Raw genomic sequence first — 25,771 nt, forward strand, 5'->3', positions numbered from 1 at the left:
GGGCATTGGAAGGTCTGCAGGCGAGGCGCTGCGGATTCTTTGGAACAAAATTATGAATTTATTGTATGATCTTGGCTATTATCAAGAATGGTGTTCCACTCTGAGTTGAGGCCGATGGGCTGCCCGTTTGTATTGCGCGGCGGATGGCAAAAAGGGCGTTGCGCAGCTAGAACCAACACATCAGCTCCTCAAGCTCGAGGGCCTGGATACAAAGGCCCCCGATATGGACAGCGAAGCAGCAAATCCGGCCTTTGTGTCAGCTGACGGTGAAAACCCAGCGCCGATGGGTGCAAAGTTCCGCCGATCTATCAGGCAGACGCCGGAGGGGTTGGCCGCATTGTCTGCGACCTCGTATCCAGTCGTCATCACGGACCACACCCGGAGCGACAATCCGATTGTCTACGTAAACGCGGCCTTCAGGTTACTGACAGGCTATCGGGAATCGGAGGTTCTCGGGCAGAACTGTCGGTTGCTGCAGGGTGTTGATACCGATCCAGAAGCGATAGCGGAGTTGCGAGCGGCGGTCTCCGTGGGTGTGGGTATCCAGCGTGAAATTCTGAATTATCGTAAGAATGGCTCTCCGTTCTGGAACGAACTGACGATCGATCCGATCCGCAACGAGCATGGAGCGTTGATCGGATATATCGGCCTTCAGATCGAGTGCGATGATACGCACATTGCCAATGAAGAAAAGGCTGCGGCAGAAGCCGCGCTTGCCAGCATTACAGACCACATGCCGGGCTACATCTATCAGCGCCTATTGCGGTCGGATGGCTCAATTGAGATGGTTTATACAAGCCCTTCACTGCGTAAGTTGCTTGGCACCGACAATGCGGATCAGGCGTTCAATTTTTTCGAATATGTCCATCCGGAAGATCTGGAAGGCATCCTCGGGGCGATCCGCAAATCTGCCAGCGAGATGACGATCTACCAGGACGAATTCCGGCTCGTCTCCACCGACGCCGTCGTCCACTGGCTTCGCAGTGAGTCGATCCCCAGGCTTAACGCCGGCGGTGAGACGGTTTGGGACGGCATGGCCATCGAAATCAGCGCTGAAAAGCGGTGGGAGAGCGAAGTCGCTGCCTTGGCGCTCCGCGACCCGCTCACCGGTTTGCTCAGTCGCGGCGCATGGCGAAAAGCGCTGGCCATGCGGTTGAGCGAAGAGCGGGACGATCCCCGTGGATGCGCGCTGCTATATATCGACCTCAGCGGCTTCCATCAGATCAACGGGACGGTTGGGGTTCACGGTGGTGACGAAGTACTCTGCGCCATCGGGCAAAGGTTGTCGGATTTTGCCGCATCGATAGAAGGCGTCTCTGCCCGTCTCGGAGGCGACGAATTCGCAGTGATGGTGAACACCTGTAACAGTGCTGAGGCGTTAGCTGGTCTTGCGCAGTCGCTGGCCACCGCAATCGCCATCCCGATACAGGTGGGCGAGCGTTCCATTGCGGTCCAGGCCGTGATCGGCGGGACGCTGCATCAGGGCGAGAGCGGAGCTGAGGTCGCTCCCGGCGAATTGAAGTTCCAGGCGGAGCAGGCTTTGCGCGGAGCAAAGTCGCAAGGACCGGGCTCCTACGCGCTGTATGCGCGTGAGCACGATGAGCGGTTCAGCAATGCCACCTTGCTGGCGCGCTCGCTGGAAAGCGCGATCGCCAATGGGGAACTTTATCTCCACTATCAGCCCCTGGTGGATATCGCCACGGGAGCGATTGTATCGGCAGAAGCCTTGGTGCGATGGAACCATCCGACCCTGGGCGCTCAACGCCCCGACATTTTCATTCCGCTTGCGGAGAAATCTGGATCTATTGTTCAGCTGGGACGCTGGGTCTTCGAGGAGGCTTTGCGGCAACGCAAGATCTGGAGCGACAGCGGCCTGACCGTGCCACCGATTTCGATCAACGTGTCCGGTGGCCAGCTTGGGGTTGACCTTGCCGATACCTTTAGCCAATGCCTCGCTGAGTTTGGTGGTCGTGCGCGCGACTTTGAGCTCGAATTGACGGAAAGCCTGCTCATCGAAGGTTCTCCGGCAGTCATGCCATGCCTGCGAGACCTTCAGGACCTGGGCTTTGCTATCTCAATCGACGATTTCGGAAGCGGGCACTCGACATTCCGCTATCTGCGCGATTTCCCGGTCGACAAGCTGAAGCTCGACCAGACCTATATTCGCAAGTTGGTGCTCGAATCTGCCGATGCCCAGATTATCCGCGCGGTCATTGCACTCGCACGAGGCATGGGGATAGCATTCGTCGCCGAAGGCATAGAAACCGAAATGCAGCGCGACTTCCTTCAGCGCGAAGGCTGCAAGATCGGGCAAGGCTACCTTTTCTCCAGGCCCCTGGCGGCTGATGATTTCAGGCTGCTGCTCTCGTAGACGTACTTGTCCTCAAGCGGCAAATCCAGGAATTGGCTGAGACGCCAGGGCCATTCTCTAGGTATTGAGGGTGGCCGTCCGGCCGGGATCGCTGCCCAATCCCGGCGGGTCGTCCTCTGCAACGACTGTCAGCGCGTGGCTGCCGCCATCCGCTTCGCCCGCTTTCGCTCCATCAGTTTCGGCCGCACCAGCCGATAGCCCAGCAGCAGGGTCACCACGGCAATGTAAAACGCCGGCTCCCCAGTGATCGCCTTCAGCGACAGCGCATAATGCAGGATGGCCACGAACAGGATCGGGTAGGCGAGCTTGTGCAACTGGTTCCAGCGTGGACCGAGCCGCTTGATCGACCACTTGTTCGAGGTTGCGGCCAGCGGGATCAGCATGATCAGTCCGGCCATGCCGAGCATGATATAGGGCCGCTTGAGAATATCGCCGGCAATCGACGAGAAAATCAGGCCGCGGTCGAGCGTCAGGTAGACGGTGAAATGCGCCAGCACATAATAGAAGGCGAGAAGGCCGAGCGCACGCCTGTAGCTAATAAGGTTATAGCCTAACAGGTCACGGATCGGTGTGACCGCCAGCCCGAGACAGAGGAAACGCAGGGCCCAGAGACCGAGCAGGTGCTCGAAGCTGCGCACCGGATCGGCGCCGAGCCCGCCGAAAATGCCGAGATAAAACGCATAGAGGCCGGGCATCAGTCCGAGCGCATAGAGCGCCCAGACCGAAGCCGGCTTGAAGCGGGCGGGAAGTGCAAGGCTTGCCATGGTCAGTAGAACTTCGTCAGGTCCATGCCCGCATAGAGGCTGGCGACCTCGTCGGCATAGCCGTTGAAGGGCAGGGTATCGACGCGCGCCCCGCCGAACAGGCCATCGGCCTCGCCGATCCGCCGCTCGGTCGCCTGGCTCCAGCGCGGATGATCGACCGCCGGATTGACATTGGCATAGAAGCCGTATTCCGAGGCCTGCAGCCGGTTCCAGGTCGATGGCGGCTCCTGCTCGGTCAGCGTGATCTTGACGATCGACTTGATGCCCTTGAAACCGTATTTCCACGGAACCACGAGCCGGATCGGCGCGCCGTTCTGGTTCGGCAGGGTTTCGCCATAAAGGCCGGTTGCCAGGATCGCCAGCGGATGGCGCGCTTCGTCCAGCCTGAGACCCTCGACATAGGGCCAGTCCAGTGCTTGGAAGATGCCGGCCTGTCCCTGCATTTCCTCGGGCCGCACAAGGGTCTCGAAGGCGACATATTTCGCCGAGCCCAGCGGCTCGACCTTGTCGAGCAGCGCGGAGATCGGGAAGCCGATCCACGGGATCACCATCGACCAGGCCTCGACGCAGCGCATCCGGTAGACGCGCTCTTCCATCGTGTAGTCGCGCATGATCGTCTCGATGTCGATCACCTGCGGCTTGGCCACCAGTCCGCCGACCTCGATCGTCCAGGGCCGCGTGTTCAGCGAACCGGCATTGCGCGACGGATCTTCCTTGCCCGTCCCGAACTCATAGAAATTGTTGTAGGTCGTGACGTCTTCCTTCGAGGTCAGCTTCGCATCGACCTTGTAGGCACTGGGCGTTGCCGTCAGCGCTGCGGCAAAGGCGCCGGGCGCGGCAGCCGCGGCAATCCCGCCGGCCGCAAGCCCCATCAGGCCGCGACGATTGAGATAGAGCCCTTGCGGGGTGATTTCGCTCGAGGCGATTTTCGGCGGTTGGTAGCGCGACATGGTAACCTCTTCTCGCTCCTGTTCGGCATATCCGATGACATAGGAGACGAGAGATAGGAAAACAGAGTTTCACCCTTTGGAAAAGCACACGGCCGAAAACAATTTTGTGTTCGCAATCGTCTGACCCCGCTGTGAAATCGCGTTCCCCTGAGACATGGCCAGAGATATGGCTGATTACTTGACGTTTGCGGCCGGGACATGTGTCACTGCGTCGCACCGACCGGGCTGACGTTGCGGCACGCCCATCCGCTTCACACGCCATGCGCGCTGCGGTCAAAACGGGGGATTCTCAGGAGATGGCACGGTCGGCAGTTGTCGCCCGGCTTCGCTCGCCACAGGAAGCCCGCCTGAGCCGCATTTCCCGTTTGTCGCGCCTCGACGATAGGCGTAAAATCGAGCCGTCCGCCCAATCACTGCGGCGGACATGCTAGGGAGGCAAAGATGGCACGCAAATTTATCGATTGCCGGGAATTTCCGAGCGAAATGAAATGCACCATAGCCATATCCGCGGACAGCACCGACGAACTGGTCAATGCCGCGGTCACGCACGCCGTCTCCGTTCACGGCGAGCACGACAGTCCGCAATTCCGCGCCGAACTCAGGAAGGCCATCCATGAGATGGAAGCGCCGCGCAACGTCGCCTGACGGAGTGTGACGGAGGAATATGGCGGCAACGGAATGGAAGGGTCTGAATGTCGGCAAGGGCGCCCCGCAGCGCTCTGCCGGCAACGTGCAATCTGCGCAAAAGCCGCGCACACGCGACGTCAAAGCCGGGCAAGAAGATCAACGGCACCATCGGTTGACTGCCTGATGTCGGTCGGCTCGGCTGGCGCGGCCACTGCCGAGCTGTTATCGTCGACCGTACCGAATTGCCGGTTGCCGATAGTGACAGCCCGTGGCTGATCCGTTACCTACGGTATCAAAAGCGGGCGTGTTGCGGCCTTTTTACCGGACGCGTTAAAGGGCCTGCCCGCGCGAAAGAACAAATCCGAGGTAACACCGATGCCAGTCTATCGTTCGAGAACCACGACCCACGGCCGCAACATGGCGGGCGCGCGCGGCCTATGGCGCGCCACCGGCATGAAGGACGGCGATTTCGGCAAGCCGATCATCGCCGTGGTCAATTCGTTTACCCAGTTCGTTCCGGGCCATGTGCACCTGAAGGATCTCGGTCAGCTGGTCGCCCGCGAAATCGAGGCGGCCGGCGGCGTCGCCAAGGAATTCAACACCATCGCCGTCGACGACGGCATCGCCATGGGCCATGACGGCATGCTGTATTCGCTGCCGTCGCGCGAGATCATCTCCGACTCGGTCGAATACATGGTCAATGCGCACTGCGCCGATGCCATGGTCTGCATCTCGAACTGCGACAAGATCACCCCCGGCATGCTCTCGGCCGCCATGCGCCTCAATATCCCGGCCGTCTTCGTCTCCGGCGGCCCGATGGAGGCCGGCAAGGTCGTCATGCACGGCAAGACCGTCGCACTCGATCTGGTCGATGCCATGGTCGCTGCCGCCGACGACAAGATCTCCGACGAGGACGTCGCGGTCATCGAACGCTCTGCCTGTCCTACCTGCGGTTCGTGCTCCGGCATGTTCACCGCAAACTCGATGAATTGCCTGACCGAGGCGCTGGGCCTGTCGCTGCCCGGCAACGGTTCGACGCTCGCCACCCATTCCGACCGCCGCCGCCTGTTCGTCGAGGCCGGCCATCTGATCGTCGATCTTTGCCGCCGCTACTATGAGCAGGACGATGACAGCGTCCTGCCGCGCAACATCGCCACCAAGGAAGCCTTCGAGAACGCCATGGCGCTCGACATCGCCATGGGCGGCTCGACCAACACGGTCCTGCATATCCTGGCAGCCGCTTATGAAGGCGGCGTCGATTTCACCATGGACGATATCGACCGCCTGTCGCGCCGCGTACCGTGCCTGTCCAAGGTCGCCCCTGCCAAGCAGGACGTGCATATGGAAGACGTGCACCGCGCCGGCGGCATCATGCGCATTCTCGGCGAACTCGAACGCGGCGGCCTGCTCAACACCGAATGCAAGACCGTGCACGAGCCGACGCTCGGCGATGCGATCAACCGCTGGGACATCACCCGCACCAATTCCGAGACGGTCCGAACCTTCTTCAAGGCAGCCCCCGGCGGCGTGCCGACCCAGGTCGCCTTCTCCCAGTCCTCGCGTTGGGATGAACTCGACACCGACAGCGACAACGGCGTCATCCGCTCGGTCGCAAAGCCCTTCTCCAAGGACGGCGGCCTCGCCGTGCTTTACGGCAACATCGCCCTCGACGGCTGCATCGTGAAGACAGCCGGCGTTGATGAATCCATCCTGAAATTCTCCGGCCCCGCCCGCGTCTTCGAAAGCCAGGACGCTTCGGTCAAGGCGATCCTGTCGAACGAGGTCAAGGCTGGCGACGTGGTCGTGATCCGCTACGAAGGCCCGAAGGGCGGCCCCGGCATGCAGGAAATGCTCTATCCGACCAGCTACCTGAAGTCGAAGGGCCTCGGCAAGGCCTGCGCGCTGATCACCGATGGCCGCTTCTCCGGCGGCACCTCCGGCCTCTCGATCGGCCATGCCTCGCCGGAAGCAGCCCAGGGCGGCGCGATCGGCCTCGTCCAGGAAGGCGACCTGATCGAGATCGACATCCCGAACCGCACGATCAACCTCGCCGTCGATCCGGCCGAACTCGAGCGTCGCCGCATCGAGCAGGACGCAAAGGGCTGGTTCCCGGCTGAAAAGCGCAAGCGCAATGTCACGACCGCGCTGAAGGCCTATGCCGCATTTGCCTCATCGGCCGACAAGGGCGCCGTGCGCATCCTGCCGGAATAAGGCATCTCTGATCACGCGGGTGGCGGTTCGCCGCCGCCCGTCTCCTAACGTCTCGCCTTCGCCAGACCGGATGCAGTTCGGTCGCCCCGGAAAGATCGTCCCCGGAAAGATCGCCCCGGAAAGCTCGCGGTGGCAGGATCGCGGAGGTTGGAACCGGGAAAATTCTGTTTAATCCCTCGATCAGCCGGACCCAGCCATGACCGTCCCTTTTAGCCTCGTCGGCATCGACCACGTCGTCTTCATCGTCGACGACATGGAAAAGGCGCTTAGCTTTTATCACGATGTCCTCGGCTGCCGCACCGGCTACACCTATCCGGCGCTCGGCATGGAACAGGTCTGGTGCGGTGCAGCCCTGATCGTGCTCTGGGACATCACCCATCCGGGCGGCCAAAAGGCAGCCCCGCCGGTCGCCGGCGGCCGCAATGTCGACCATGTCTGCATCGCGACCGGCCCCTTCGACCATGACGAACTGCGCGCCCATCTCTCTAGCCACGGCGTTGCCATCGACCGCGAGGCCCTGCACGGCGGCGCCCGCGGCATGGGCCATTCCTTCTACGTCAAGGATCCCTTCGGCAACACGATCGAGATCAAGGGACCGGCCGAATATCCGGATGGCCGCGGCTGAGGCTTGGTAGCCGCTCAACCGCTACGCTCGGCGGCAGCTCATTCTTCAGCCATTAGCCGCATCCGTCACCCTCGGGCAGGTTTTGACCGAGACCGACATTTGCTGACTGTAGAGATCTTGGCCTGCTGCCGGTTTCATGGACATCGAGTTAAGGTGTTCCTCCTGAAACCGGAGAGCATGAATGCAACGAAGGAAGTTCAGCCGCGAGTACAAGCTTGAGGCGGTGAAGTTGGTCAAGGAGCGTGGGGTCGCTGTTGCCCAGGCGGCCCGTGACCTTGATGTCCACGAGAATGTGTTGCGCAAATGGGTTCGCGAATACGGCGACGATCCCAGCCAGTCTTTTCCTGGAAAAGGCCAGATGAAGCCAGAGCAGCTTGAGATCGATCGGCTCCGTCGTGAAGTCGCCAAGTTGAAGGCGGAGCGCGACATCCTAAAAAAGGCCGCAGCCTACTTTGCCAGGGACGCGATATGAGGTTCGCGTTCATTGCAAAGCACCGTTCGATCTGGCCCCTATCGTCGTTGCTGCGCAACGACTGCCGGGCAAGGGGTGGCATGGCTCTGCGAAGCGCTGGGGATTTCTCGTTCAGGTTTCCATGCCTGGCTCAATCGTTCTCCGAGCGAACACGCCCGCTATGATGAGGTTCTGCTGGACAAGATCACGCAGAGCTTCAAATCGAGCGACCGCACTTATGGTGCTCGCCGCGTATGGCATGACGTGCTGGAAGAAGGGTTATCCTGTGGTCTCCATCGTATTGAGCGGCTGATGCGCTTGAATGCGCTCAGGGCCAGGCCAAGACGGCGTGGGTTGCCGAAGGATGTCGGTGACCGTGCCGTCATCATGCCGAATGTGCTGGACCGTCAGTTCATGGCAGAGCGGCCGAACCAGAAATGGGTGGCCGACTTCACCTATCTCTGGACAGCAGAAGGCTGGCTGTATGTCGCGGCCGTCATTGACCTGTTCTCACGCCGTGTCGTGGGCTGGTCGATGAATGCCAACATGACGGCCCAGCTCGTCACAGATGCGCTGATCATGGCGATCTGGCGTCGAGGAAAACCAGACGCGCGCTCCTGCATCATTCTGATCAGGGAAGCCAATATACGAGCGAGCAGTTTCAGCGCCTCATGAGCGACCACGGCATCACCTGCTCCATGAGCCGCTCTGGAAATGTCTGGGACAACGCTGCAATGGAAAGCTTCTTCTCATCACTGAAAACTGAGAGAACAGCACGCAGGGTTTATCGCGCGAGGAATGACGCCAGAGCGGATGTGTTCGATTACATCGAGCGCTTCTACAATCCGAAGAGACGGCATTCGACACTGGGCTATCTCAGCCCCAATGACTTTGAAACCAAGGAGGGATTAGCTTAACTCAGTGTCCGAAAAACCGGCAGCAGGCCATATCGACTGGACAAGGGTAACGTAAAACCCGGTAAAACGCCCCTTGAAAGTAGGTTGATCCTATTGGCTTTGCTTGATGATGTTGGTCTTCGTGGTAGGATCCGTCATGCCGCTTCGACACGATCCCTTGCCCCAGGACGCTGCGCGATTGACCCGGATCATTCTCTCGCCCAACGAAGAGAATGCCGACCTTAAGGCGCGGGTGGCTTTCCTTGAGGGCCAGCTTTTTGGGACGAAATCGGAGAAGATGACGACCATCGATCCGACGCAGGCGATCCTTGACCTTGGCGATCTGAGCGACATTCCCGTTGCTGCCAATGGCGATGTCGCGCCGGTCAGTGAATACAAAACGCAAGCACGGCGATCGCCAACTCGCAACATCGGCCACTCGCCCAAGTATCTTCCCCGTTATGACGAGGTCATCGAGCCGGAGAGTAAGATTTGCCCCTGCTGTTCGTTCGAGCTGCATCGCATCGGCATGGAACCCCTGGGGCACGATCCTTCTGCGAGATGGACTTTAGTTTTAAAACCGACAACTGATTGGCGCCGTTCAAGAGCGCTTTCGCATTTTCTTTTCAGGCGATACTGTATTTTCTTGGCGGAGGGGAAAGCGTGGAACGTCGCCTTACCACAATAATGGCCGCCGATTTGGTCGGCTATTCTCGTCTTATAGCGGCAGACGAGGAAGGAACAATTTCGCGGCTGCGCGATGCGCGAACCTATGTGATTGACCCGGCGATTAGGGAAGGTGGAGGCCGCATCGTCAAAACAATGGGCGACGGGCTTCTAGTCGATTTCCCATCGCCAGTGTTGGCAGTAAGAACGGCTCTTGTAATACAGCGCACCTTGATCTCGCTCGAGTCTCCTCAAGGGGACGACCGAGGTCTGCGTTTCCGGATCGGTCTTCATCTGGGAGACGTGGTGATCGATGGGGACGACATCCTCGGCGACTCCGTCAACATAACTGCGCGACTTGAAACCATCGCACCCGAAGGAGGCATCTGCATATCTCGAGCAATCTACGATCATGTGCGAGGCAAGATTGAGGCTGGGATGACGTGGCTCGGGCCGCAGTCCGTTAAGAATATCCCCGAACCGATTGATGTGTGGCAGGTCGAGGTGGACGGCTCGGCACCGAGCCCGGTTCGGCTCTCTGGGCAGGAACGGGCTTCGATCGCGGTTCTCCCATTTCAGAATTTTTCTGCCACGCCCGATCAGGACTTCTTTGTCGACGGACTGGTCGAAGACGTCATCACGGAACTAGGTCGCTTTCGATGGTTGTTCGTGATCGCTCGCAACTCGACGTTCGCCTACAAGGGAACAGCCAAGGACGTACGCAAGATCGCCCGCGAACTTGGTGTGCGCTATGTCGTGGAAGGATCGGTTCGGCGGTCAGGTGATCGATTGAGGATCGCGGTACAGCTAATCGACGCGCTGTCCGGAGCACACATCTGGGCCGAGCGGTGGGATCGACCGGTCGCCGATTTTTTTGATGTGCAGGATGAGATAACGCGCCGGATTATCGCGGGCATCGAACCAGAACTGGGAGCGCACGAACGGGGCCTCGCCCTCACCAAATCGACCGACAACCTTACTGCTTGGGAACTTTGCCACCGCGGCATTGCTGAATTGCTTTCCTTCGAAGCTGGTTCTCAAGCCACCGCCGAGAAATTCCTTCGACAAGCGCTCGAACACGATCCGAATTTCGCACTTCCCTACGCCTATTTAGCTCGTCACCGATACGCACTCGTCCTTTGGGGGCGTGCCGCAGACGTGCCTGTCGCTGTCAAGGAGGGATTATCGTTCGCCACGAAGGCATTAGAAATCGACAGGCGGAGCGATATCGCATACGCGATGATGTCTCTCCTTCTTACGGTTGCCGGGCGAGCGGCTGAGGCCATGCCTGTCGCTGAACAGGGCCTTGCATTAAATCGCAACTACGCATTTCTTCACTTCGCACATGGAATGGCAGCCGTGCGGCTCTGGGACGCCGATACGACGATTAGAGCTGCACAGAATGCCATCGATCTCAGTCCTCACGATCCGTCTATGTTTGCGTTCAAGACATTACTCGGTATTGGCTTGATGCTGAGAGGTGAGCCCGATGACCTCTTAATGGCCCGGATGCATCTGCGGGAAGGCGCGACCTTCGAACGCACAACCTACTATCCATTCATTGGGGCAGCGTTGGTGGCCCTGAAGGAGGGCAATACCGATGAAGTAAAGATGTGGATCTCTGATGCTTTGAAGAAGTTTCCAAACCTGAATGCGGAATACGTCCGAGAGGCGGCCCACCCATTCTATGAAGGCAGTCCTTACTGCGACTACCTCGACAGGTTGATCGAGCATGGGCTTCCCCCGGGAGAGAAGCGTCGTATCGAAGGATAATGGCGTCGCACTACCAGCACAAAAGCACCAAGAAATCATCAGGCGGATGCCGGACGAGCATCGCTACCCCTGACCAACCGCTGAAGCCGCCGTTCCTTCTCCATGCTTCGCCTCGGCCTTCATCTCGGTCTCCGCCAGAAGAACCTCAAGCGGCCTCTTGATTGCCCGCGGGGACATTTCCCGACGTCGGAGCGCCGTCTCGAAGACATGAAGCTTTGTGAGATCCGATGGCGGCGGGCGGTGTTGTGTTTGAAAGGCATCGTTGGCGAAGACCGGCTATTGCGATTGCAGATCTCCTATGCCGTCGCGATTAAAGATTCGCGCATTAAAGCCGAATTTAACTTGAGACCCGATCGCTGCACGAACGCCGCTGCCCGCGCAGAGACGGGTTGGGATCGACTTTCACCATGCGCCATTGGCGGACATCGAACCGTCGATGCAGTGGCGTGAAACAGAGCTTTCCCGTTCGCGCTCCACTCCATGACTGCAGTGGGCTGACAGGTGTCTCCCGCTCAGCGCCAACAGTCGCCAAGCGCGAACACTTCGATCGCGACCGAAGCATCACTTCCCGGAAGCTGCCATAAGGCCTTTCGCCACTGGAGCTCAGGTCATGACATCTTGCCCACCATCCACGAGCGCATCCTTTTTCGGCTGGCATGTGGTCGCTGCGACCTTCGTGCTGGCAGTCTTTGGCTGGGGTGTCGGATTTTACGGACCACCGATCTACCTGCAGATGGTGGTCCAGCGAACGGGATGGTCCGTCGCGCTTGTCTCGGCTGCCGTAACGCTGCACTTTTTGGTCGGTGCGGCCGTCGTGGCAAACCTTCCCCGACTGTATCGGCTTGCGGGCGTAGCCGCGGTCACCACCATCGGCGCAGTTCTTCTCGCCATCGGCGTCGTTGGTTGGTCCGTGGCCGACCAGCCGTGGCACCTGTTTGCCTCCGCTCTCTTGAGCGGAACAGGCTGGGTTGCGATGGGCGCTGCGGCAGTGAATGCCATTATCGTGCCCTGGTTTGTCCGGGCCCGCCCGGCAGCACTGTCCATGGCCTACAATGGCGCGAGTGTGGGTGGCGTGATCTTCTCCCCCCTGTGGGTTATGCTCATAGCCTCAAGCGGGTTTGCACAGGCAGCCGTCGTCGTTGGCATCTCCATGGTCACCATCGTGGTCGCCTTGTCCGTTCTGGCATTTTCCAAATCTCCCGACGTTCTGGGGCAATTTCCGGACGGAGCGCAGCCGGACCACGAGGCGACGGCTCCACTGCCCGCTGCGCCCATGGCAGGCGCTTTGCTTTGGCGCGACCGCCGCTTCTTGACGCTGGCAGTGGGTATGGTTGCCGGGCTTTTTGCGCAGATCGGGCTACTGGCCCATCTGTTTTCGATCATGGTTCCGGTCTTCGGATCACGGTCGGCGGGCCTGCTGATGGGAGGGGCTACCGTTGCGGCAATCCTCGGGCGCACCGGCATCGGCTGGCTGATGCCGGTTTCGGCGGACCGCCGTCTGATTGCTTCCGCCAGTTATGGCGTTCAGATCATCGGCACCCTGATGCTTTTGACGACGGGTGGAGGAAATACTGCTGCAATTGTTGCCGGTGTGCTGCTTTTCGGCCTGGGCATCGGCAACGCCACATCGCTCCCGCCTCTCATCGCCCAGGCGGAGTTCGATAAAGCCGATGTCTCCCGAGTGGTGCCGCTGATCGTGGCTCTGAGCCAGGCGACCTATGCCCTCGCTCCCGCACTGTTCGGCATTGCCCGGACGATCTTCGATCCCGCCGTTTTCATATTGGCGGTGGCTATCCAGTTTCTGGCAGTTATGGCGTTTTTAGCCGGACGGCGTAAATGACGGCAGGGCGGCTTCGCGCCAATAGGAGACATTGCGGCTGCCGTAGGACCCCGACTATATTGCTCCGTGCATTGGTCGAAAGTGGGGGCAAAATGCTTCATCACGCTTCGTTTGGCGTCTCAAACATTCAAGCCTCGTCCAACTTCTATGATGCGGTGCTTTCCGCGTTGGGGTATTCGAGGGTCTGGGAAGATTTAGCGCTCGGCAGTGACGACCAAGCTATCGGTTACGGACCACCAAACTCCGGAGACAAGTTCGCCATTAAGCTTCGCGTTGGTGCCGCAGTCTCTGGTGGCTCAGGACATCATCTGGCCTTTGCTGCCCCTAACCGAGAAGCGGTCAACGCATTTCATTTCGCGGCATTGGAGCACGGAGGCGTTGATAACGGAGGCCCGGGTCTCAGGCCGCATTATGGTCCACATTACTACGCGGCCTTCGCAATTGACCCAGACGGAAACCATATTGAGGCTGTCTGCAAATCTCCCTCGTGATGTCCACTTCGGGCCAAGAGGCGTCTGCCGCTCAGCGCCAGAAATCATCGCGCGAAAGCGCAGTTGTTCCTCGTCAGCTCAAGAGAAGCGAAAAAAGACGCTTACAAAAACCAAGACTGACGCGATGTAAGCGGATTTCCAGTTTGGAAGATAGGGAAACCAAAACGGGTAGATAAAGCGGTTCAGCAACAATGCGCCGGATGCCATAGAGGCGATAAAGAAGCATACGATAACATCATGCAGGTCCACCATTTCCCCTCTCGCGCAGCGCACGCTCTTGTCCGGTCTGGTGTTCTGCGGCAGTTGTGGCGGCACATATTCCCGGCGCGGACAGGATCGCTTTACCTGCTCCAACCATTTGCTCGGCAACGGTTGCGACAATGCCCGCACCGTCCGTGGTAAGCCGCTCGAAGACCGGGTGCTGGCTGGCCTGCGTGAGCGCCTAATGACCCCGGACATGATGGCGGAGGCGATGCGCGCTTATGCAGAGGAAACCAACAGGCTCAACCGCGAGCGCCGCATTTCCGCCGAGGCCAACCGTCGCAAGCTTGCTGAGGCTGCAAAGGCCATTGCCGAGATCGTTCGCGTCATCGAGCAGGGCGGCTGGCATCGTGCTCTGTCCGACCGGCTGACTGAATTGGAGGCCAAACAGGACAGCCTCACCGCGCGTCTCGCCGATATCCCCCAGAACGTTCCCGACCTTCATCCAGGCATCGCGGAGACCTACAGGCGCAGAATCGAGCGTTTGACCGAGACGCTTTCCCAACCCGGCAACGCGCTAGAAGCCGCAGACACCATCCGCGAGATCATCGATCGCGTTGTGGTCACCCCAGGCGAGAATCGCGGCAGCTACAGCATCACCCTGCAAGGCGAGCTTGGCACCATCCTCGACTGGATCGATCGCAGCGGAAAACCCGGTTACAAACCCAAGACGGACACCGCCCAATCCCGTTTGTCGGCTTCGGTAAATGCCCGGGCTTGTCCCGAGGATCTGCCGAGCGACGAAGCTGAACGCGGTAGATGCTCGGCACAAGGCCGAGCATGACGAACCCGCAGCGGTCCCGCCTTGGATTATTGCCCACACGACAGGCCGGCGCGAACCGGAGCAGGGTGCCTCAATCCCGCCAGGACGGATCTTCCCTGTCCAGGCACGACTTCAGATACGTAAAATGCCGCTCCGCCATGCCGCGATACGGAATCCACCCGTCCGACGTGCCCTGCGCGATCTCGTCCGACAGCACCGCCAGCGGCTGTCCCGTCGACAGCGCCAGCACCATCGTCTGCGCCGCCTTCTCGAAGAAATAGAGGTCCTCGAAGGCGTCCGCCACCGTTTCGCCGGCAACCGAGACGCCGTGATTGCCCATCACCAGCACCGCCTTGCCGCGGATCATCGCGGCCAGCCGCTCGCCTTCTTCCGCCGCATCGGCAATGCCACCGAAATCGAGGTCATAGCCGATCCGCCCGAAGAACCGCGCCGTGTTGTTGTCGAGCGGCAAAAGCGTCGGATCTTTCAGGCAGGAAAGCGCCACCGCATAAGGCGAATGGCAATGCAGGATCACCCGCGCCTCCGGCAACATCCGATGCAGCGTGCCATGCACGGTCCAGGCCGACGGATCAGGCGCATTCTCACCTGTCATCACATCGGGATCATCGGCATCGAGCAGCAAGAGATCGCTCGCCTTGATCGTGGCAAAATGCTGCCAGCGCGGATTGAGCAGGAACTTTCGCCCATTGGCGGAGACCGCCGCGCTGAAATGATTGCCGACCGACTCGCTCCAGCCGAAGCGATGGCAAAGCCTAAAGGCGGCGGCCAGATCCTGACGCAACGTGGTGAGCGCGGCATCATTGAGCATCTCAGCTGGCACTTGGGGCAGAGCAGGGGCGATGTTCATGCCTTGAACCTCCCCTCGGTGGTCAGCGCGCGGTAGGTCGAGCGCATCTCCTCGCGATCGGCATAACAGCCGCGCAGGTAACGATCGCCGCTGGTCGCCGAATAGGCCAAACGGCCATGCACGATGCGGTGGTTGTCGAACACCATGCACTCGCCGGCCTTCATCAGGAAGCGCATCATGAACTTGTCGTCCTGCAGCATTTTGCCAAAACGGCAGAAGGCCGGGTAATAATCGTCGAGCACGGTCTGCGGCAGGTCGAAAATGTCGGCCATGTGCTGGCTGATCGTCAGCCCCGAGACTTCGCCATGCTTGTCCAGTTCGATCACCCGCTGGCGCGAGCGCATGTCGTATGTGTCGTGTTCGCAGAAGAACGGAATGTCGATCTCCGACAACAGCTTGAACCCCTCCGGATCGATCTCCCGGAACGCATTCGCCACTGCCACGCCGTCGGAATAGATGCTCATGCCGCCTTCGACGGTATTAGCCCGGCAATGCAGGAACTGGATGCCCGGCGCATGCTCTTCGGCCGGCGTGTCGGTATGCAGCTCCAGCGCCTTGGCGGTATAGGCGGTGTTGGTCGGATTGATATGCGTGCGCACATTGAAGAATTCGCCGAAGAATGTCGGCCGCACATGGCCCATCAGCTTCACCGTCTCGGTCAGGCCTTCGTCGCTGTCCGGCATGTCGGTGACAATCGTCAGTCCGTCGACGATCATCGCCTTGATCCAATCAGCCACCTTGGCCGGGTCGGCTTTCAACTCGGCCTGCGAGAAGCGTGCGATCGTCGGATAGTGATCGCTGAACCAAGCCCGGCGCGGCAGGTCGGCCGGATCGGCGCGGTGCCGGCCGTCGGCATAGAGCGTAAGCATCTTTATCGGATAGCGCGACACATGATCCTCGCCGGCCCATTCGATTACCAGCGTCTCACCGTCAACGACGGCGGTTTCGGCGCGCGGCGGCTGGTCGAGATGGAAGATGTCGAAGCTGCGCTCGCGTGTCGCACTGTCGAAGGAGGTGGGGCAATTGTCGCGCAGCCAATAGTAGTTGAAATACGCGATCCGGCCCTCGGCCAGTGGCACATGAAGCCCCTTGTCAGCAAGGGTGACGGCCTCGGTCGCAACATGCATGTTCATCTCGGTTTCCTTAATCTGGATCGCCAGGGTATCGGCTCGATTTGACGATCATCATCCGCCTTTCCTTGGGAAACCAGAGGGATTATGCTTATTGTAAATTAAGCTGGAGATTGACTTGAGCCGCCTGCCGCCCCTGCGACTGCTGACCACGTTCGAGACAGTTTCGCGCCTCGGCTCGATGCGTGAGGCCGCAACCCGCCTGAATGTCACCCAGCCGGCCGTGACCCAGGCTCTGAAAATACTGGAGGAGCATGTCGGCGCTCCGTTGATCGACCGCACGACACGCCCCGCGCGTCTGACCGAGGCCGGCCAGCAACTGGCGCGCGCCACCCGTGACGGCCTCGATCTGATCGCCGACACGATCGAGGAGATCCGCATCAGCGCCGGCCTCGAGGAGCAGCGCCTGACGGTCGCCTGCACGATCGGCATGGCGACCTACTGGCTCATGCCGCGGCTCACCGATTTCTACGCCCGCTATCCGGATGTCATGGTCAATGTCCAGGTGCCGCCCACCGACCTGCCGACGATTTCGCCCGGCACCGATCTCGTTCTGCGTTATGGCGCCGGCAACTGGAACGATGGCGAGACCACCAAGCTGTTCGACGAGACCGTCTGCCCGGTCGGGCGCCCGGCCCTGGTCGAACGGCTGCTGGCCTCGGGCGAAGGGCTGGCGCAGTCGCCCCTCATCCATGTCCGCTCGACCGAGACGCGCCACTGGGCCGGCTGGAGCGACTACCTTAGCCTGCGCGGCCTCGGCAAACCCGGCAATGCCGGCCAAACCTTCGATAATTACGTCCAGGCGGTCCAGGCGACCCTTGATACCCGCGGCCTGATGCTCGGCTGGCACTCGATCACCGACGGCCTCGTTGCCGACGGATCGCTGGTTCATTGGCCGGAGGGCGCGCTGGATCTCGGCACCGGCTATTATGCCACGGTCAATCCGAGCGGCGCCCAAAAAGCGGCGGTCAAGGCCTTTGTGCGCTGGCTCGGAGATATGAGGCTCGCACTTGAGACCCGCGGATAGATGGTCACCTTCTCTACCCAGTCAGCGGTTCACCCGCTTTTCAACAGGGATAAAAGGCGATCGCGCCAGAGCAGACCACCCCCTCGCGTTACGCCGTAAACCGCAAGCGACCGACCCCCTCTTGTCCCGAGAAAGGAAATTCCTTACTTTCTTCGCAGAGGTGACGTGATGATGTCCAGCAAACTCACTAGCAAGGCGCAGACAACCGTTCCCCAAGCGGTGCGGGCGGCCCTTCGGCTGAAGGAAGGCGATGCGATCCTGTATACGATCGAACCCGATGGCCGGGTTGTGATTTCCCGCGCGCTAGCCGATCAACCGTCGGATGATCCGTTCGCGACGTTTTCTGAATGGGACAGCGAAGCGGACCGCAAGGCCTATGCCGATCTTTAAACAGGGCGATATCGTCCGCGTTCCCTTTCCTTACACGGATCGCGACACCCGCCAGCGAAGGCCGGCATTTGTCGTTTCGAATGGCGGGATTGGCGAGCAGGAGGGTCTTTTGTGGGTTGTCATGATCACCTCTGCCGAGAACCGTTCTTGGCCGGAGGACGTGCCGATCCCGGACCATGCCGCTGCGGGCCTGCCGGCACCATCGGTCGTGCGACCGGTCAAACTGGCAACGGTAGAGGCTAGGCATGTCGAGCCTCTGGGCCCAGCGGACGCGTCGACAAATGATGCTGTGCTGCTGCGTGTCTAGAATTCCTTGGGCAAGGCGTAACCTATTCGTCAAGGCGACCGTTTCGCCATGATGTGCCCGCCGCTAAGCACTGAAAATGCCGAGCGCTAGGCTTCTCGCCATTCGCGGATAGAGTAGGGCGTTCTCGCATTTCACAGACGGAGAGATTTAGGAAATAAGCTAATTTGCGTAATGACAGCTAGATGCGGGTTCACTTCGGCCGCTGCACGCCCTCATAAACGCTGGTCAACTGCGCCATCCGCGCGGCATAGGCGGCCGCTAGGCAATCGACATCGGCCTTGCACTCGCCGCGTTGGGTCAGCCAAGCGATCTGCTGGTCCTGCAATTCGCCGCGACTTCCCATGGCCAGCAGGCCGGATAGAAGCTCGAATGTGGTGACCATCTTCACATCCATGTCGTTCAGCGACAGGGTCTGGCAAATGGTGGTCTCGTCGGCAGCCAGATCCGGTTTGCTGCAATCGAAGCTCGCCGCATGCGCAGGCAGGGCACCGGCTAGCAAGGGTGCTGCGAGGAGCGCGAAGACGACGGCGCGTGCGGCGGCATCAGGATTGGTCATGGTCACCTCGGTTTTCGACGACGGGATTTATTTTATCAATGCCTGATCAACGTCTTGAGCGCAGACATCGTTCCATGCACCTTGCGCATGACAGCTTCTCACGATCAGGTGAGATCGTGGCAGTCAGCCTTTGTTTGGCCGGCGTTTTTCCTAAATGGTAGGTCATGAACAGAAGAACGCTCCTCGCCCTCATCGCGACCCTTCCGGCCGTATCCGTCACCCGCAGCTTCGCACAGTCGGCAACGGGCGGCGATGTGCTGAACGAGCGCATTGGCGGCTTGCTGGAGGCCGCGCGTCGGCTGGACAGCCTGGAAACGGTGATCGTGACGCGAGACGGTGACTTGCTTGCCGAACGTGCCTTTGGCAACAACGCCCTGACCGGCTCGACGAATATCAAGTCCGCCTCGAAATCGATCGTCTCGGCCCTGGTCGGCATCGCCATCGACAAGGGGCTGCTCAAGGGGGTTGATCAGCCGATCGAAACCGTGCTGCGCTCCGATTTCCCCGAAAATCCCGATCCGCGCCTGTCAAAGATCACCATCGGCCATCTTCTGTCGATGCGCTCCGGCCTCGACCGCATGTCAGGCCCGAACTACGGCCGCTGGGTCGCCAGCCGAAACTGGGTGCGGACGGCGCTTGCCGCCGATTTCGTCGATGAGCCGGGCGGCGGCATGCTGTATTCGACCGCCTCCACCCATCTGCTCTCGGTCATCCTCACCAAAGTCTCCGGCAAGCCGACCCTGGCGCTCGCCCGCGACTGGCTCGGACCGCTCGAGGGTTTTCGCATCGGCGCCTGGGACCGCGATCCGCAGGGCTACTATCTCGGCGGCAACCAGATGGCCATGACGCCGCGCTCGCTGCATGCCTTCGGTGAGCTCTATCGCCGCGGCGGCGTCACGGGGGAAGGGACCCGGTTGATCTCCGAGGCCTGGATCCGCGAAAGCTGGATCCAGCGCACCAATTCGGTCTTCAACGGCGATGGTTACGGCTATGCCTGGTTTCTGAAGGACATGGCCGGCGAGCGGGTGAATTACGCCTGGGGTTATGGCGGACAGATGCTCTATATCGTGCCGAGCCTCGATCTGACCGTCACCATGACCTCGAACGAGGCGGCACCGTCAGCCCGCACCGGTTACCGTGACGAACTGCATGGCCTGGTCAGCCGCATGATCGAAACCGCAAAGGCTTGAGCGGGAGGGCGTTTATCCCCATCTGCAATGTCTTGACCTTGGTTCCGCCTATTTCGGTTTGCAGGAACGAGGTCTAGAACTTCTGCCAATGCCTCGAAGGGGATTCGCATGCTTCGTCTGAAACTCTGCCTGCCTGTTGTTTTGCCGATTATCGCTGCGCTCGCTGTGCCGATGGCTGCCTCGGCGCAGGAAAAGGTCGTTCCGCAATCCAAGATCGACGTCCAGCTCTCCTATGCGCCGCTGGTCAAGCAGACCCGCGGTGCGGTGGTCAATGTCTATGCCGAGCGCGTGGTTCAGCGCCGCGCCAGTCCGTTTGCCGGCGATCCCTTTTTCGAGCAGTTCTTCGGCCAGCGCATGCCGAACCGGACCGAAAAGCAGTCCTCGCTCGGGTCCGGTGTGATCGTCGAATCGAATGGCACTGTCATCACCAACAATCACGTCATTGAAGGTGCCGACGACATCAAGGTGGCGCTCGCCGACGGTCGCGAATTCCCGGTCAAGGTGGTGCTGAAGGACGACCGCCTCGATCTCGCCGTGCTGCGCTTCGAGACCAAGGAGACTTTGCCGTTCCTGCCGATCGCCGATTCCGACAAGACCGAGGTCGGCGATCTGGTTCTTGCCATCGGCAACCCGTTCGGCGTCGGCCAGACGGTGACATCAGGCATCGTCTCGGCGCTGGCCCGCAATCAGGTCACCGAAGGCGATTTCGGCTTCTTCATCCAGACCGATGCCGCGATCAATCCCGGCAATTCCGGAGGCGCGCTGGTCGACATGAAGGGTGAACTGATCGGCATCAACACCGCGATCTTTTCCAAGGGCGGCGGCTCCAATGGCGTCGGCTTTGCCATTCCGGCCAATCTCGTCCGGGTTTTCCTCGAGGCTGCCGACAAGGGTGATGCCAATTTCGAACGGCCTTACATCGGCGCCATCTTCGAGCCGGTGACCTCGGAAGTGGCCGAAGCGCTCGGTCTGCAGACCGTGCGCGGCGCGCTGGTGGTGCGTGTGGTGGAAGACGGCCCGGCTGCCAAGGCGGGCCTGAAGCCGGGCGAAGTCATTACCGCCGTCAACGGCATTCCGGTCGAACATCCCGATGCGCTGGGCTACCGCCTGACCACGGCCGGCCTCGGCAAGACGGTCAAGCTTTCCGTCAGCGACAATGGCAAAAGCGGCGAAATCAACCTGCAACTGGCATCGGCACCGGAAACCCGGCCGCGCGACATCAAGCTGATCGAGGGCCGCAGCCCGTTTGCCGGCCTGCGCGCCGCCAATCTGTCGCCGCGTCTGGCCTATGAATTGCGCATGGCCTCCGAAGTGACCGGCGTCGTCGTCACCGAAGTGGTCAAGGGTTCGCCCGCCGCCCGGCTCGGTTTTGCCCCGCGCGATATCGTCGTGGCGATCAATGGCGCCAACGTCAATTCGGTGGACGATCTCGCGGCCGCTGCCGGCAGCGATGCCAGCTTCTGGCGGGTCGAGATCGAGCGCGATGGCCAGCGCATCCGGCAGATCTTCCGATGAGCGACCTCTTCGCCTCACATGTTCCGAAAGACATCGCAGAGCGGCGGCCGCTGGCCGACCGTCTGCGACCGAAAAACCTGTCGGAAGTGACAGGCCAGGAACATCTGACCGGCGAAGACGGCGTGCTCGCCCGGATGATCTCGGCCGGCTCTCTCGGCTCGATGATCTTCTGGGGCCCGCCCGGCACCGGCAAGACCACCGTCGCCAGGCTTCTGTCGGGCGAGGCGGGGCTGGCGTTCGAACAGATCTCGGCGATCTTTTCCGGCGTGGCGGACCTGAAGAAGGTCTTTGAAGGCGCCCGCATGCGCCGCATGGAGGGCCGCCAGACGCTGCTCTTCGTCGACGAGATCCACCGCTTCAACCGTGCCCAACAGGACAGTTTCCTGCCGGTCATGGAAGACGGCACGGTGATCCTCGTCGGCGCGACAACGGAAAACCCGAGCTTCGAGCTCAACGCAGCGCTTTTGTCCCGCGCCCGTGTGCTGACCTTCAAGCCGCATGACGAGCAAAGCATCGAGACGCTGCTCAAGCGCGCCGAAGACACCGAAGCCAAGCCGCTGCCGCTGGATGAAGGCGCCCGCACCGCGCTGATCCGCATGGCCGACGGCGATGGCCGTGCCTCGCTGACGCTGGCCGAGGAAGTCTGGCGGGCGGCGAGGACGGGTGAAACCTTCGACACCGAGGGGCTCGCTCGCATCGTTCAGCGCCGTGCGCCTGTCTATGACAAGGGCCAGGACGGCCACTACAACCTGATCTCGGCGCTGCACAAATCGGTGCGCGGTTCCGATCCCGATGCGGCGCTCTACTATCTTTGCCGCATGTTCGATGCCGGCGAGGACCCGCTTTATCTTGGCCGCCGGCTGGTGCGCATGGCGGTCGAGGATATCGGCCTCGCCGATCCGCAGGCGCTGGTGATCTGCAATGCCGCCAAGGACGCCTACGACTATCTCGGCTCGCCGGAGGGTGAGCTGGCCTTGGCTCAGGCCTGCGTCTATCTCGCCACCGCGCCGAAATCGAACGGCGTCTATGTCGCCTACAAGGCGGCGATGCGGGCCGCCAAGGAGCATGGCTCGCTTTTGCCGCCCAAACATATCCTCAATGCGCCGACCAAGCTGATGAAGGCGGAAGGCTATAACGAGGGCTATCGCTACGACCACGACGAGCCCGATGCCTTTTCCGGCCAGAACTATTTCCCCGAGAAGATGGGCCGCCAGCAATATTACGATCCGCCGGAGCGCGGCTTCGAGCGTGACATCAAGAAGCGTCTCGACTGGTGGTCGAAGCTGCGCCGCGAGCGTGGCGAGCCGTAGGGCGCGCAAAGGGAAGGGGCGTTCAGGACGCCTTTTGTTTTGGCGCCGCGGCCGGTCCGGCAATCATCTTGACCTTGGATTCGGCCAGACCGTGATGGCCCTCCATGTCGACGATCAGGTGCCAGTGGGCGTTTTCAGGAATGACCAGCTTGATCGGCGACTTCTTCGCCACGCCGCCGATATATTTGAAATCCAGAGTCTCCTTGAAGCGCTGGAAATTCGCCGGCGTCATCAGCCGGACATTGTTGACCGCCGACAGCGTCACCTCGATGATCGTACCGGCGCGCTGCTCCTTCAGGTCGTAATGGGTAAAGCGGAAAGTCGGCTTGGACACGCGGCTGCTCGTCTTGCTGGTGATTTCACTGGGGCTAAATTACAGGCGACCGGTTAAGGAAAAGTTTGCCATGCGCTGCATGGTTTGACGGGGACGGGGGTGCGTCCGGCGATCCCCCCTTTGCTTTGGCGAGACTCCTCTGACCCGGCGATGCACCTCTCTGGCCTCGCGATACCCTCTATGCCCTCCCGTTCGTTCGTCACTGCGAACGATTCACTGGATCGTTTGCTCTTCTGCCTCGCTATACCCCCCTCTGCCCTGCCGGGCATCTCCCCCACAAGGAGGGAGATCGACCTGGGGCGGGTCGCTCGTCCCAACGGATAGCTTGTGCAAATGAGGCCAGTGCGATGAGGTATTTCTGACTGTCCGTGTTTTGTCGCCCTTGCACCATGATCACCATCCTCTCCCTCGCCCCGAGGTCTCGGTGATCTCCCCCCGTGAGGGGGAGATGTCGGCGGAGCCGACAGAGGGGGGTGAACTGGCGCTGACGGCTGCGGCTGACGACTGCCACTGACAGATGCCGTTGAGGTTGTCGCTAGACCCACGTTTCGGATTTTCCACCCACCACCATCCTCCATTCGCATCCTTCAAACCTTCAAAAATCCCACGCCAAAACTCCGGTTGGAATCTCCTCCTCCGGGGATGGCTTGTCAGTCTCGGACAGGGCGCCAGAAGCAACCTGTTGAATAATTTATATGGCTCCTTCCGGCGCCCCGTTCGGCGATTTTTGCCGGTTGCATGCGTCTCTCTGGCAAGGCGGCTCTGTGCGGCGAAACATACGTTTCGTCGTCAACCGGGCGCGGGTCCGAAACGTCTCATCGAGACGTCCTGGCCGGGTGCCCGGGAGGTTTCAGGTTCCCGGCGGATGTGCGCACATCCCGACCTGACCCTCGCCCGGGGAGCCTTGGCATTAACGCCTGAGCTCCCGCCGTCTTTGTCACCGGACCCGTTTGACCGGATCCGGCGCCTTGTTTGTGTGCCCCTGAGGCACGCCCGATGGCCGTTGGGATCGAGGCTGGCTCAAACCATCCGAGGTCTTAACCATCCACCGTCCCGCCACCGGAGGGAGACCGTTGCATCCGGCCCGGAGGGTCTGGCCAGCGACAGCCGCGCCCCCCGGCGCCGGTTCCGCTTCGCCGGGCTCGCAAAACCCGGTGTATCCGAAAGCGGAACGGAGGGGAGTATGGCACAACTCAAAACCAGGGGGATGAAATGGGGTACGTTTTATTGAAAACGTTGGGGAATTTGCAAAAGTCATCCCCCTGAGAGGTGGTGTTTGGGGTCGTGCGGCAGGGTGTGGCCACCGAAGGTGTCGCGCAAGCGAGGCGATGGACGCCAGACCACGCCCGGCCTATGCTGCCGGTGCGGTCGATCGCCTACGGCATTCGCCCGGCTGCGCCACGTCCGCGGTGGCCGTTCGGCGGAACAGTTCGCCGCGCCAGGCATTGATCCCATTCGATGATGCATCAGAGACGGCATCCACAGCCAATACTCACCCGCAACGAAGGAGAAGACGAATGGCCATTCAGAAATATGGTTCGGCTCATTGGGCCGGCGGCCTGAAGGACGGACGCGGCAAGGTTTCCACCGAAAGCGGCGCGTTGAAGGACCAGCCCTATGGTTTCAAGACCCGCTTCGAGGGCGTCGCCGGCAGCAATCCGGAAGAGCTGATCGGGGCGGCCCATGCCGCCTGCTTCACTATGGCGCTGTCGCTGCAGCTCGAGCAGGAAGGCCTGAAGGCCGACAGCCTCGAGACCAAGGCGATCGTCTCGCTCGACAAGGTCGGCGACGGCTTCGAGATCACCGCCATCGAGCTGAACCTCGCCGGCTCGGTTCCGGGCACTGATGCTGCAACGTTCAAGTCGATCGCCGAAAAGGCCAAGGTCGGCTGCCCGGTATCGAAGGCGCTGAAGGCGGTGCCGATCAGCCTGAATGTGACGTTCGGCTGAGCGCCGACTGCCGGCGCTTGTCGGCAAAATGGATGAACGCGGCGTCCGCCCATCCGGGTCGGACGCCGTTTGTCGTCAGAACGTCACCTTGACGGAGGCGGCGCTGCGGGTTGACGGGCCATGATAGACGGCCTCGATATTGTTGCCGTCCGGATCGAGCAGAAAAGCGGCGTAGTAGCCCGGATGATAGGGGCGCTCTCCGGGCGGGCCATTGTCCCGTCCGCCGGCCAGAAGTCCTGCCGCGTGCGCGGCATCGACCATGGCGGCATCGGCAGCCTGAAAGGCGAGGTGAAGGCGGCCGGTCAGCTTGCCGAGCGCCGCCTCGCTGTCGGCGGTCGAGACGAACAGCTCGTCGGCCCAGAAATAATCCGCCGTCTCGCCGCCGATCGGCACGCCCAGCACCTCAAAGATCGCTCCGTAAAACCGCCGGCTGGCCGGCAGGTCGCGCACCACCAGTTGGATATGATCGATCAACCGGCCGCGATGCAATTCCTCTGTTTCCATGG

23 protein-coding genes and 3 pseudogenes are annotated in these 25,771 nt (G+C 60.9%); 18 read left to right on the forward strand and 8 right to left on the reverse strand.

Annotation, left to right across the window (positions count from 1 at the left end; all coding sequences use genetic code 11):
- Nucleotides 1-223: 223 nt before the first annotated feature.
- The gene (locus tag LQ231_RS10530; protein ID WP_230171280.1) at nt 224-2,371 is read left to right on the forward strand and encodes an EAL domain-containing protein; all 2,148 of its coding nucleotides are present in this window, start codon (nt 224-226) and stop codon (nt 2,369-2,371) included.
- A gap of 128 nt (nt 2,372-2,499) precedes the next feature.
- On the opposite strand, the gene msrQ is transcribed toward LQ231_RS10530, so the two are convergent.
- Both msrQ and msrP read right to left on the reverse strand, forming a co-directional pair.
- On the reverse strand, nt 2,500-3,135 hold the full coding sequence (msrQ, locus tag LQ231_RS10535) for a protein-methionine-sulfoxide reductase heme-binding subunit MsrQ (protein ID WP_230171281.1): 636 nt from the start codon (nt 3,133-3,135) through the stop codon (nt 2,500-2,502).
- Between the two features lie 2 nt (nt 3,136-3,137).
- Nucleotides 3,138-4,085 carry a protein-methionine-sulfoxide reductase catalytic subunit MsrP gene (msrP, locus tag LQ231_RS10540; protein ID WP_230171282.1) on the reverse strand — a complete coding sequence of 316 codons (948 nt, stop codon included), beginning with the start codon at nt 4,083-4,085 and terminating at the stop codon, nt 3,138-3,140.
- A gap of 441 nt (nt 4,086-4,526) precedes the next feature.
- Here msrP and LQ231_RS10545 point away from each other — a divergent pair, with 441 nt between their 5' ends.
- The 9 genes and pseudogenes from LQ231_RS10545 to LQ231_RS10585 all read left to right on the forward strand — a co-directional run bounded on the left by LQ231_RS10545 (nt 4,527) and on the right by LQ231_RS10585 (nt 13,665).
- Entirely contained in the window at nt 4,527-4,730 is a 204-nt protein-coding gene (locus LQ231_RS10545; protein WP_113144365.1) for a DUF1059 domain-containing protein, read from the forward strand.
- 357 nt (nt 4,731-5,087) lie between these two features.
- On the forward strand, nt 5,088-6,923 hold the full coding sequence (ilvD, locus tag LQ231_RS10550) for a dihydroxy-acid dehydratase (protein ID WP_230171283.1): 1,836 nt from the start codon (nt 5,088-5,090) through the stop codon (nt 6,921-6,923).
- Between the two features lie 196 nt (nt 6,924-7,119).
- Nucleotides 7,120-7,548 carry a VOC family protein gene (locus tag LQ231_RS10555; RefSeq protein WP_230171284.1) on the forward strand — a complete coding sequence of 143 codons (429 nt, stop codon included), beginning with the start codon at nt 7,120-7,122 and terminating at the stop codon, nt 7,546-7,548.
- Nucleotides 7,549-7,729: 181 nt separating this feature from the next.
- Nucleotides 7,730-8,916, forward strand: a pseudogene (locus LQ231_RS10560) (IS3 family transposase).
- Between the two features lie 136 nt (nt 8,917-9,052).
- A pseudogene (locus LQ231_RS10565) lies at nt 9,053-9,424 on the forward strand (transposase); the annotation flags it as partial.
- Nucleotides 9,425-9,558: 134 nt separating this feature from the next.
- Nucleotides 9,559-11,334: an adenylate/guanylate cyclase domain-containing protein gene (locus tag LQ231_RS10570; RefSeq protein ID WP_230171285.1), complete on the forward strand. Its 1,776-nt coding sequence runs from the start codon at nt 9,559-9,561 to the stop codon at nt 11,332-11,334.
- A 31-nt stretch (nt 11,335-11,365) separates the two neighbouring features.
- A pseudogene (locus LQ231_RS10575) lies at nt 11,366-11,565 on the forward strand (hypothetical protein); the annotation flags it as partial.
- 379 nt (nt 11,566-11,944) lie between these two features.
- Entirely contained in the window at nt 11,945-13,174 is a 1,230-nt protein-coding gene (locus LQ231_RS10580) for an MFS transporter (protein ID WP_230171286.1), read from the forward strand.
- 92 nt (nt 13,175-13,266) lie between these two features.
- Nucleotides 13,267-13,665 carry a VOC family protein gene (locus tag LQ231_RS10585; protein WP_230171287.1) on the forward strand — a complete coding sequence of 133 codons (399 nt, stop codon included), beginning with the start codon at nt 13,267-13,269 and terminating at the stop codon, nt 13,663-13,665.
- 78 nt (nt 13,666-13,743) lie between these two features.
- Here the strand turns inward: LQ231_RS10585 and LQ231_RS10590 are convergent, their stop codons facing one another.
- Nucleotides 13,744-14,019 (reverse strand): hypothetical protein, encoded by a 276-nt coding sequence (locus LQ231_RS10590; protein WP_230173432.1) that lies wholly within the window; start codon nt 14,017-14,019, stop codon nt 13,744-13,746.
- Between LQ231_RS10590 and LQ231_RS10595 the strand changes: the two genes are divergently transcribed.
- Nucleotides 13,955-14,710 (forward strand): zinc ribbon domain-containing protein, encoded by a 756-nt coding sequence (locus LQ231_RS10595; RefSeq protein ID WP_230173310.1) that lies wholly within the window; start codon nt 13,955-13,957, stop codon nt 14,708-14,710. The genes LQ231_RS10590 and LQ231_RS10595 overlap by 65 nt on opposite strands.
- A 70-nt stretch (nt 14,711-14,780) precedes the next feature.
- Here LQ231_RS10595 and LQ231_RS10600 read toward each other — a convergent pair whose 3' ends face one another.
- Entirely contained in the window at nt 14,781-15,557 is a 777-nt protein-coding gene (locus LQ231_RS10600) for a class II aldolase/adducin family protein (RefSeq protein ID WP_230171288.1), read from the reverse strand.
- Nucleotides 15,554-16,690, reverse strand: a complete 1,137-nt coding sequence (locus LQ231_RS10605) for a TauD/TfdA family dioxygenase (protein ID WP_113144361.1) — start codon at nt 16,688-16,690, stop codon at nt 15,554-15,556. The genes LQ231_RS10600 and LQ231_RS10605 overlap by 4 nt, the downstream gene beginning before the upstream one ends.
- 115 nt (nt 16,691-16,805) lie before the next feature.
- Here LQ231_RS10605 and LQ231_RS10610 point away from each other — a divergent pair, with 115 nt between their 5' ends.
- The 3 genes from LQ231_RS10610 (at nt 16,806) to LQ231_RS10620 (ending at nt 18,411) form a co-directional block, all read left to right on the forward strand.
- Nucleotides 16,806-17,714: a LysR substrate-binding domain-containing protein gene (locus tag LQ231_RS10610; protein ID WP_230171289.1), complete on the forward strand. Its 909-nt coding sequence runs from the start codon at nt 16,806-16,808 to the stop codon at nt 17,712-17,714.
- Between the two features lie 168 nt (nt 17,715-17,882).
- Nucleotides 17,883-18,104, forward strand: coding sequence for a type II toxin-antitoxin system PrlF family antitoxin (locus LQ231_RS10615; protein WP_230171290.1), 222 nt, complete (start codon nt 17,883-17,885; stop codon nt 18,102-18,104).
- On the forward strand, nt 18,091-18,411 hold the full coding sequence (locus LQ231_RS10620; protein WP_230171291.1) for a type II toxin-antitoxin system PemK/MazF family toxin: 321 nt from the start codon (nt 18,091-18,093) through the stop codon (nt 18,409-18,411). The genes LQ231_RS10615 and LQ231_RS10620 overlap by 14 nt, the downstream gene beginning before the upstream one ends.
- Before the next feature lie 190 nt (nt 18,412-18,601).
- On the opposite strand, the gene LQ231_RS10625 is transcribed toward LQ231_RS10620, so the two are convergent.
- Nucleotides 18,602-18,967 carry a hypothetical protein gene (locus LQ231_RS10625; protein WP_230171292.1) on the reverse strand — a complete coding sequence of 122 codons (366 nt, stop codon included), beginning with the start codon at nt 18,965-18,967 and terminating at the stop codon, nt 18,602-18,604.
- 164 nt (nt 18,968-19,131) lie between these two features.
- Between LQ231_RS10625 and LQ231_RS10630 the strand changes: the two genes are divergently transcribed.
- The 3 genes from LQ231_RS10630 to LQ231_RS10640 all read left to right on the forward strand — a co-directional run bounded on the left by LQ231_RS10630 (nt 19,132) and on the right by LQ231_RS10640 (nt 22,982).
- On the forward strand, nt 19,132-20,157 hold the full coding sequence (locus LQ231_RS10630) for a serine hydrolase (RefSeq protein WP_230171293.1): 1,026 nt from the start codon (nt 19,132-19,134) through the stop codon (nt 20,155-20,157).
- A gap of 108 nt (nt 20,158-20,265) precedes the next feature.
- Nucleotides 20,266-21,672 carry a DegQ family serine endoprotease gene (locus LQ231_RS10635; protein ID WP_230171294.1) on the forward strand — a complete coding sequence of 469 codons (1,407 nt, stop codon included), beginning with the start codon at nt 20,266-20,268 and terminating at the stop codon, nt 21,670-21,672.
- On the forward strand, nt 21,669-22,982 hold the full coding sequence (locus tag LQ231_RS10640; protein WP_230171295.1) for a replication-associated recombination protein A: 1,314 nt from the start codon (nt 21,669-21,671) through the stop codon (nt 22,980-22,982). Before LQ231_RS10635 ends, LQ231_RS10640 begins: the two co-directional genes overlap by 4 nt.
- A gap of 22 nt (nt 22,983-23,004) precedes the next feature.
- Here the strand turns inward: LQ231_RS10640 and LQ231_RS10645 are convergent, their stop codons facing one another.
- On the reverse strand, nt 23,005-23,316 hold the full coding sequence (locus LQ231_RS10645; RefSeq protein ID WP_113144354.1) for a DUF1883 domain-containing protein: 312 nt from the start codon (nt 23,314-23,316) through the stop codon (nt 23,005-23,007).
- Between the two features lie 1,517 nt (nt 23,317-24,833).
- Between LQ231_RS10645 and LQ231_RS10650 the strand changes: the two genes are divergently transcribed.
- Nucleotides 24,834-25,265 (forward strand): OsmC family protein, encoded by a 432-nt coding sequence (locus LQ231_RS10650; protein WP_113143944.1) that lies wholly within the window; start codon nt 24,834-24,836, stop codon nt 25,263-25,265.
- Nucleotides 25,266-25,340: 75 nt separating this feature from the next.
- On the opposite strand, the gene LQ231_RS10655 is transcribed toward LQ231_RS10650, so the two are convergent.
- A complete protein-coding gene (locus tag LQ231_RS10655; RefSeq protein ID WP_230171296.1) occupies nt 25,341-25,769 on the reverse strand; it encodes a VOC family protein in 429 nt (142 codons plus the stop codon).
- Nucleotides 25,770-25,771: the final 2 nt, after the last annotated feature.

Source organism: Rhizobium sp. CECT 9324, assembly GCF_918741265.1.
In the GTDB taxonomy this organism is placed as follows: domain Bacteria; phylum Pseudomonadota; class Alphaproteobacteria; order Rhizobiales; family Rhizobiaceae; genus Allorhizobium.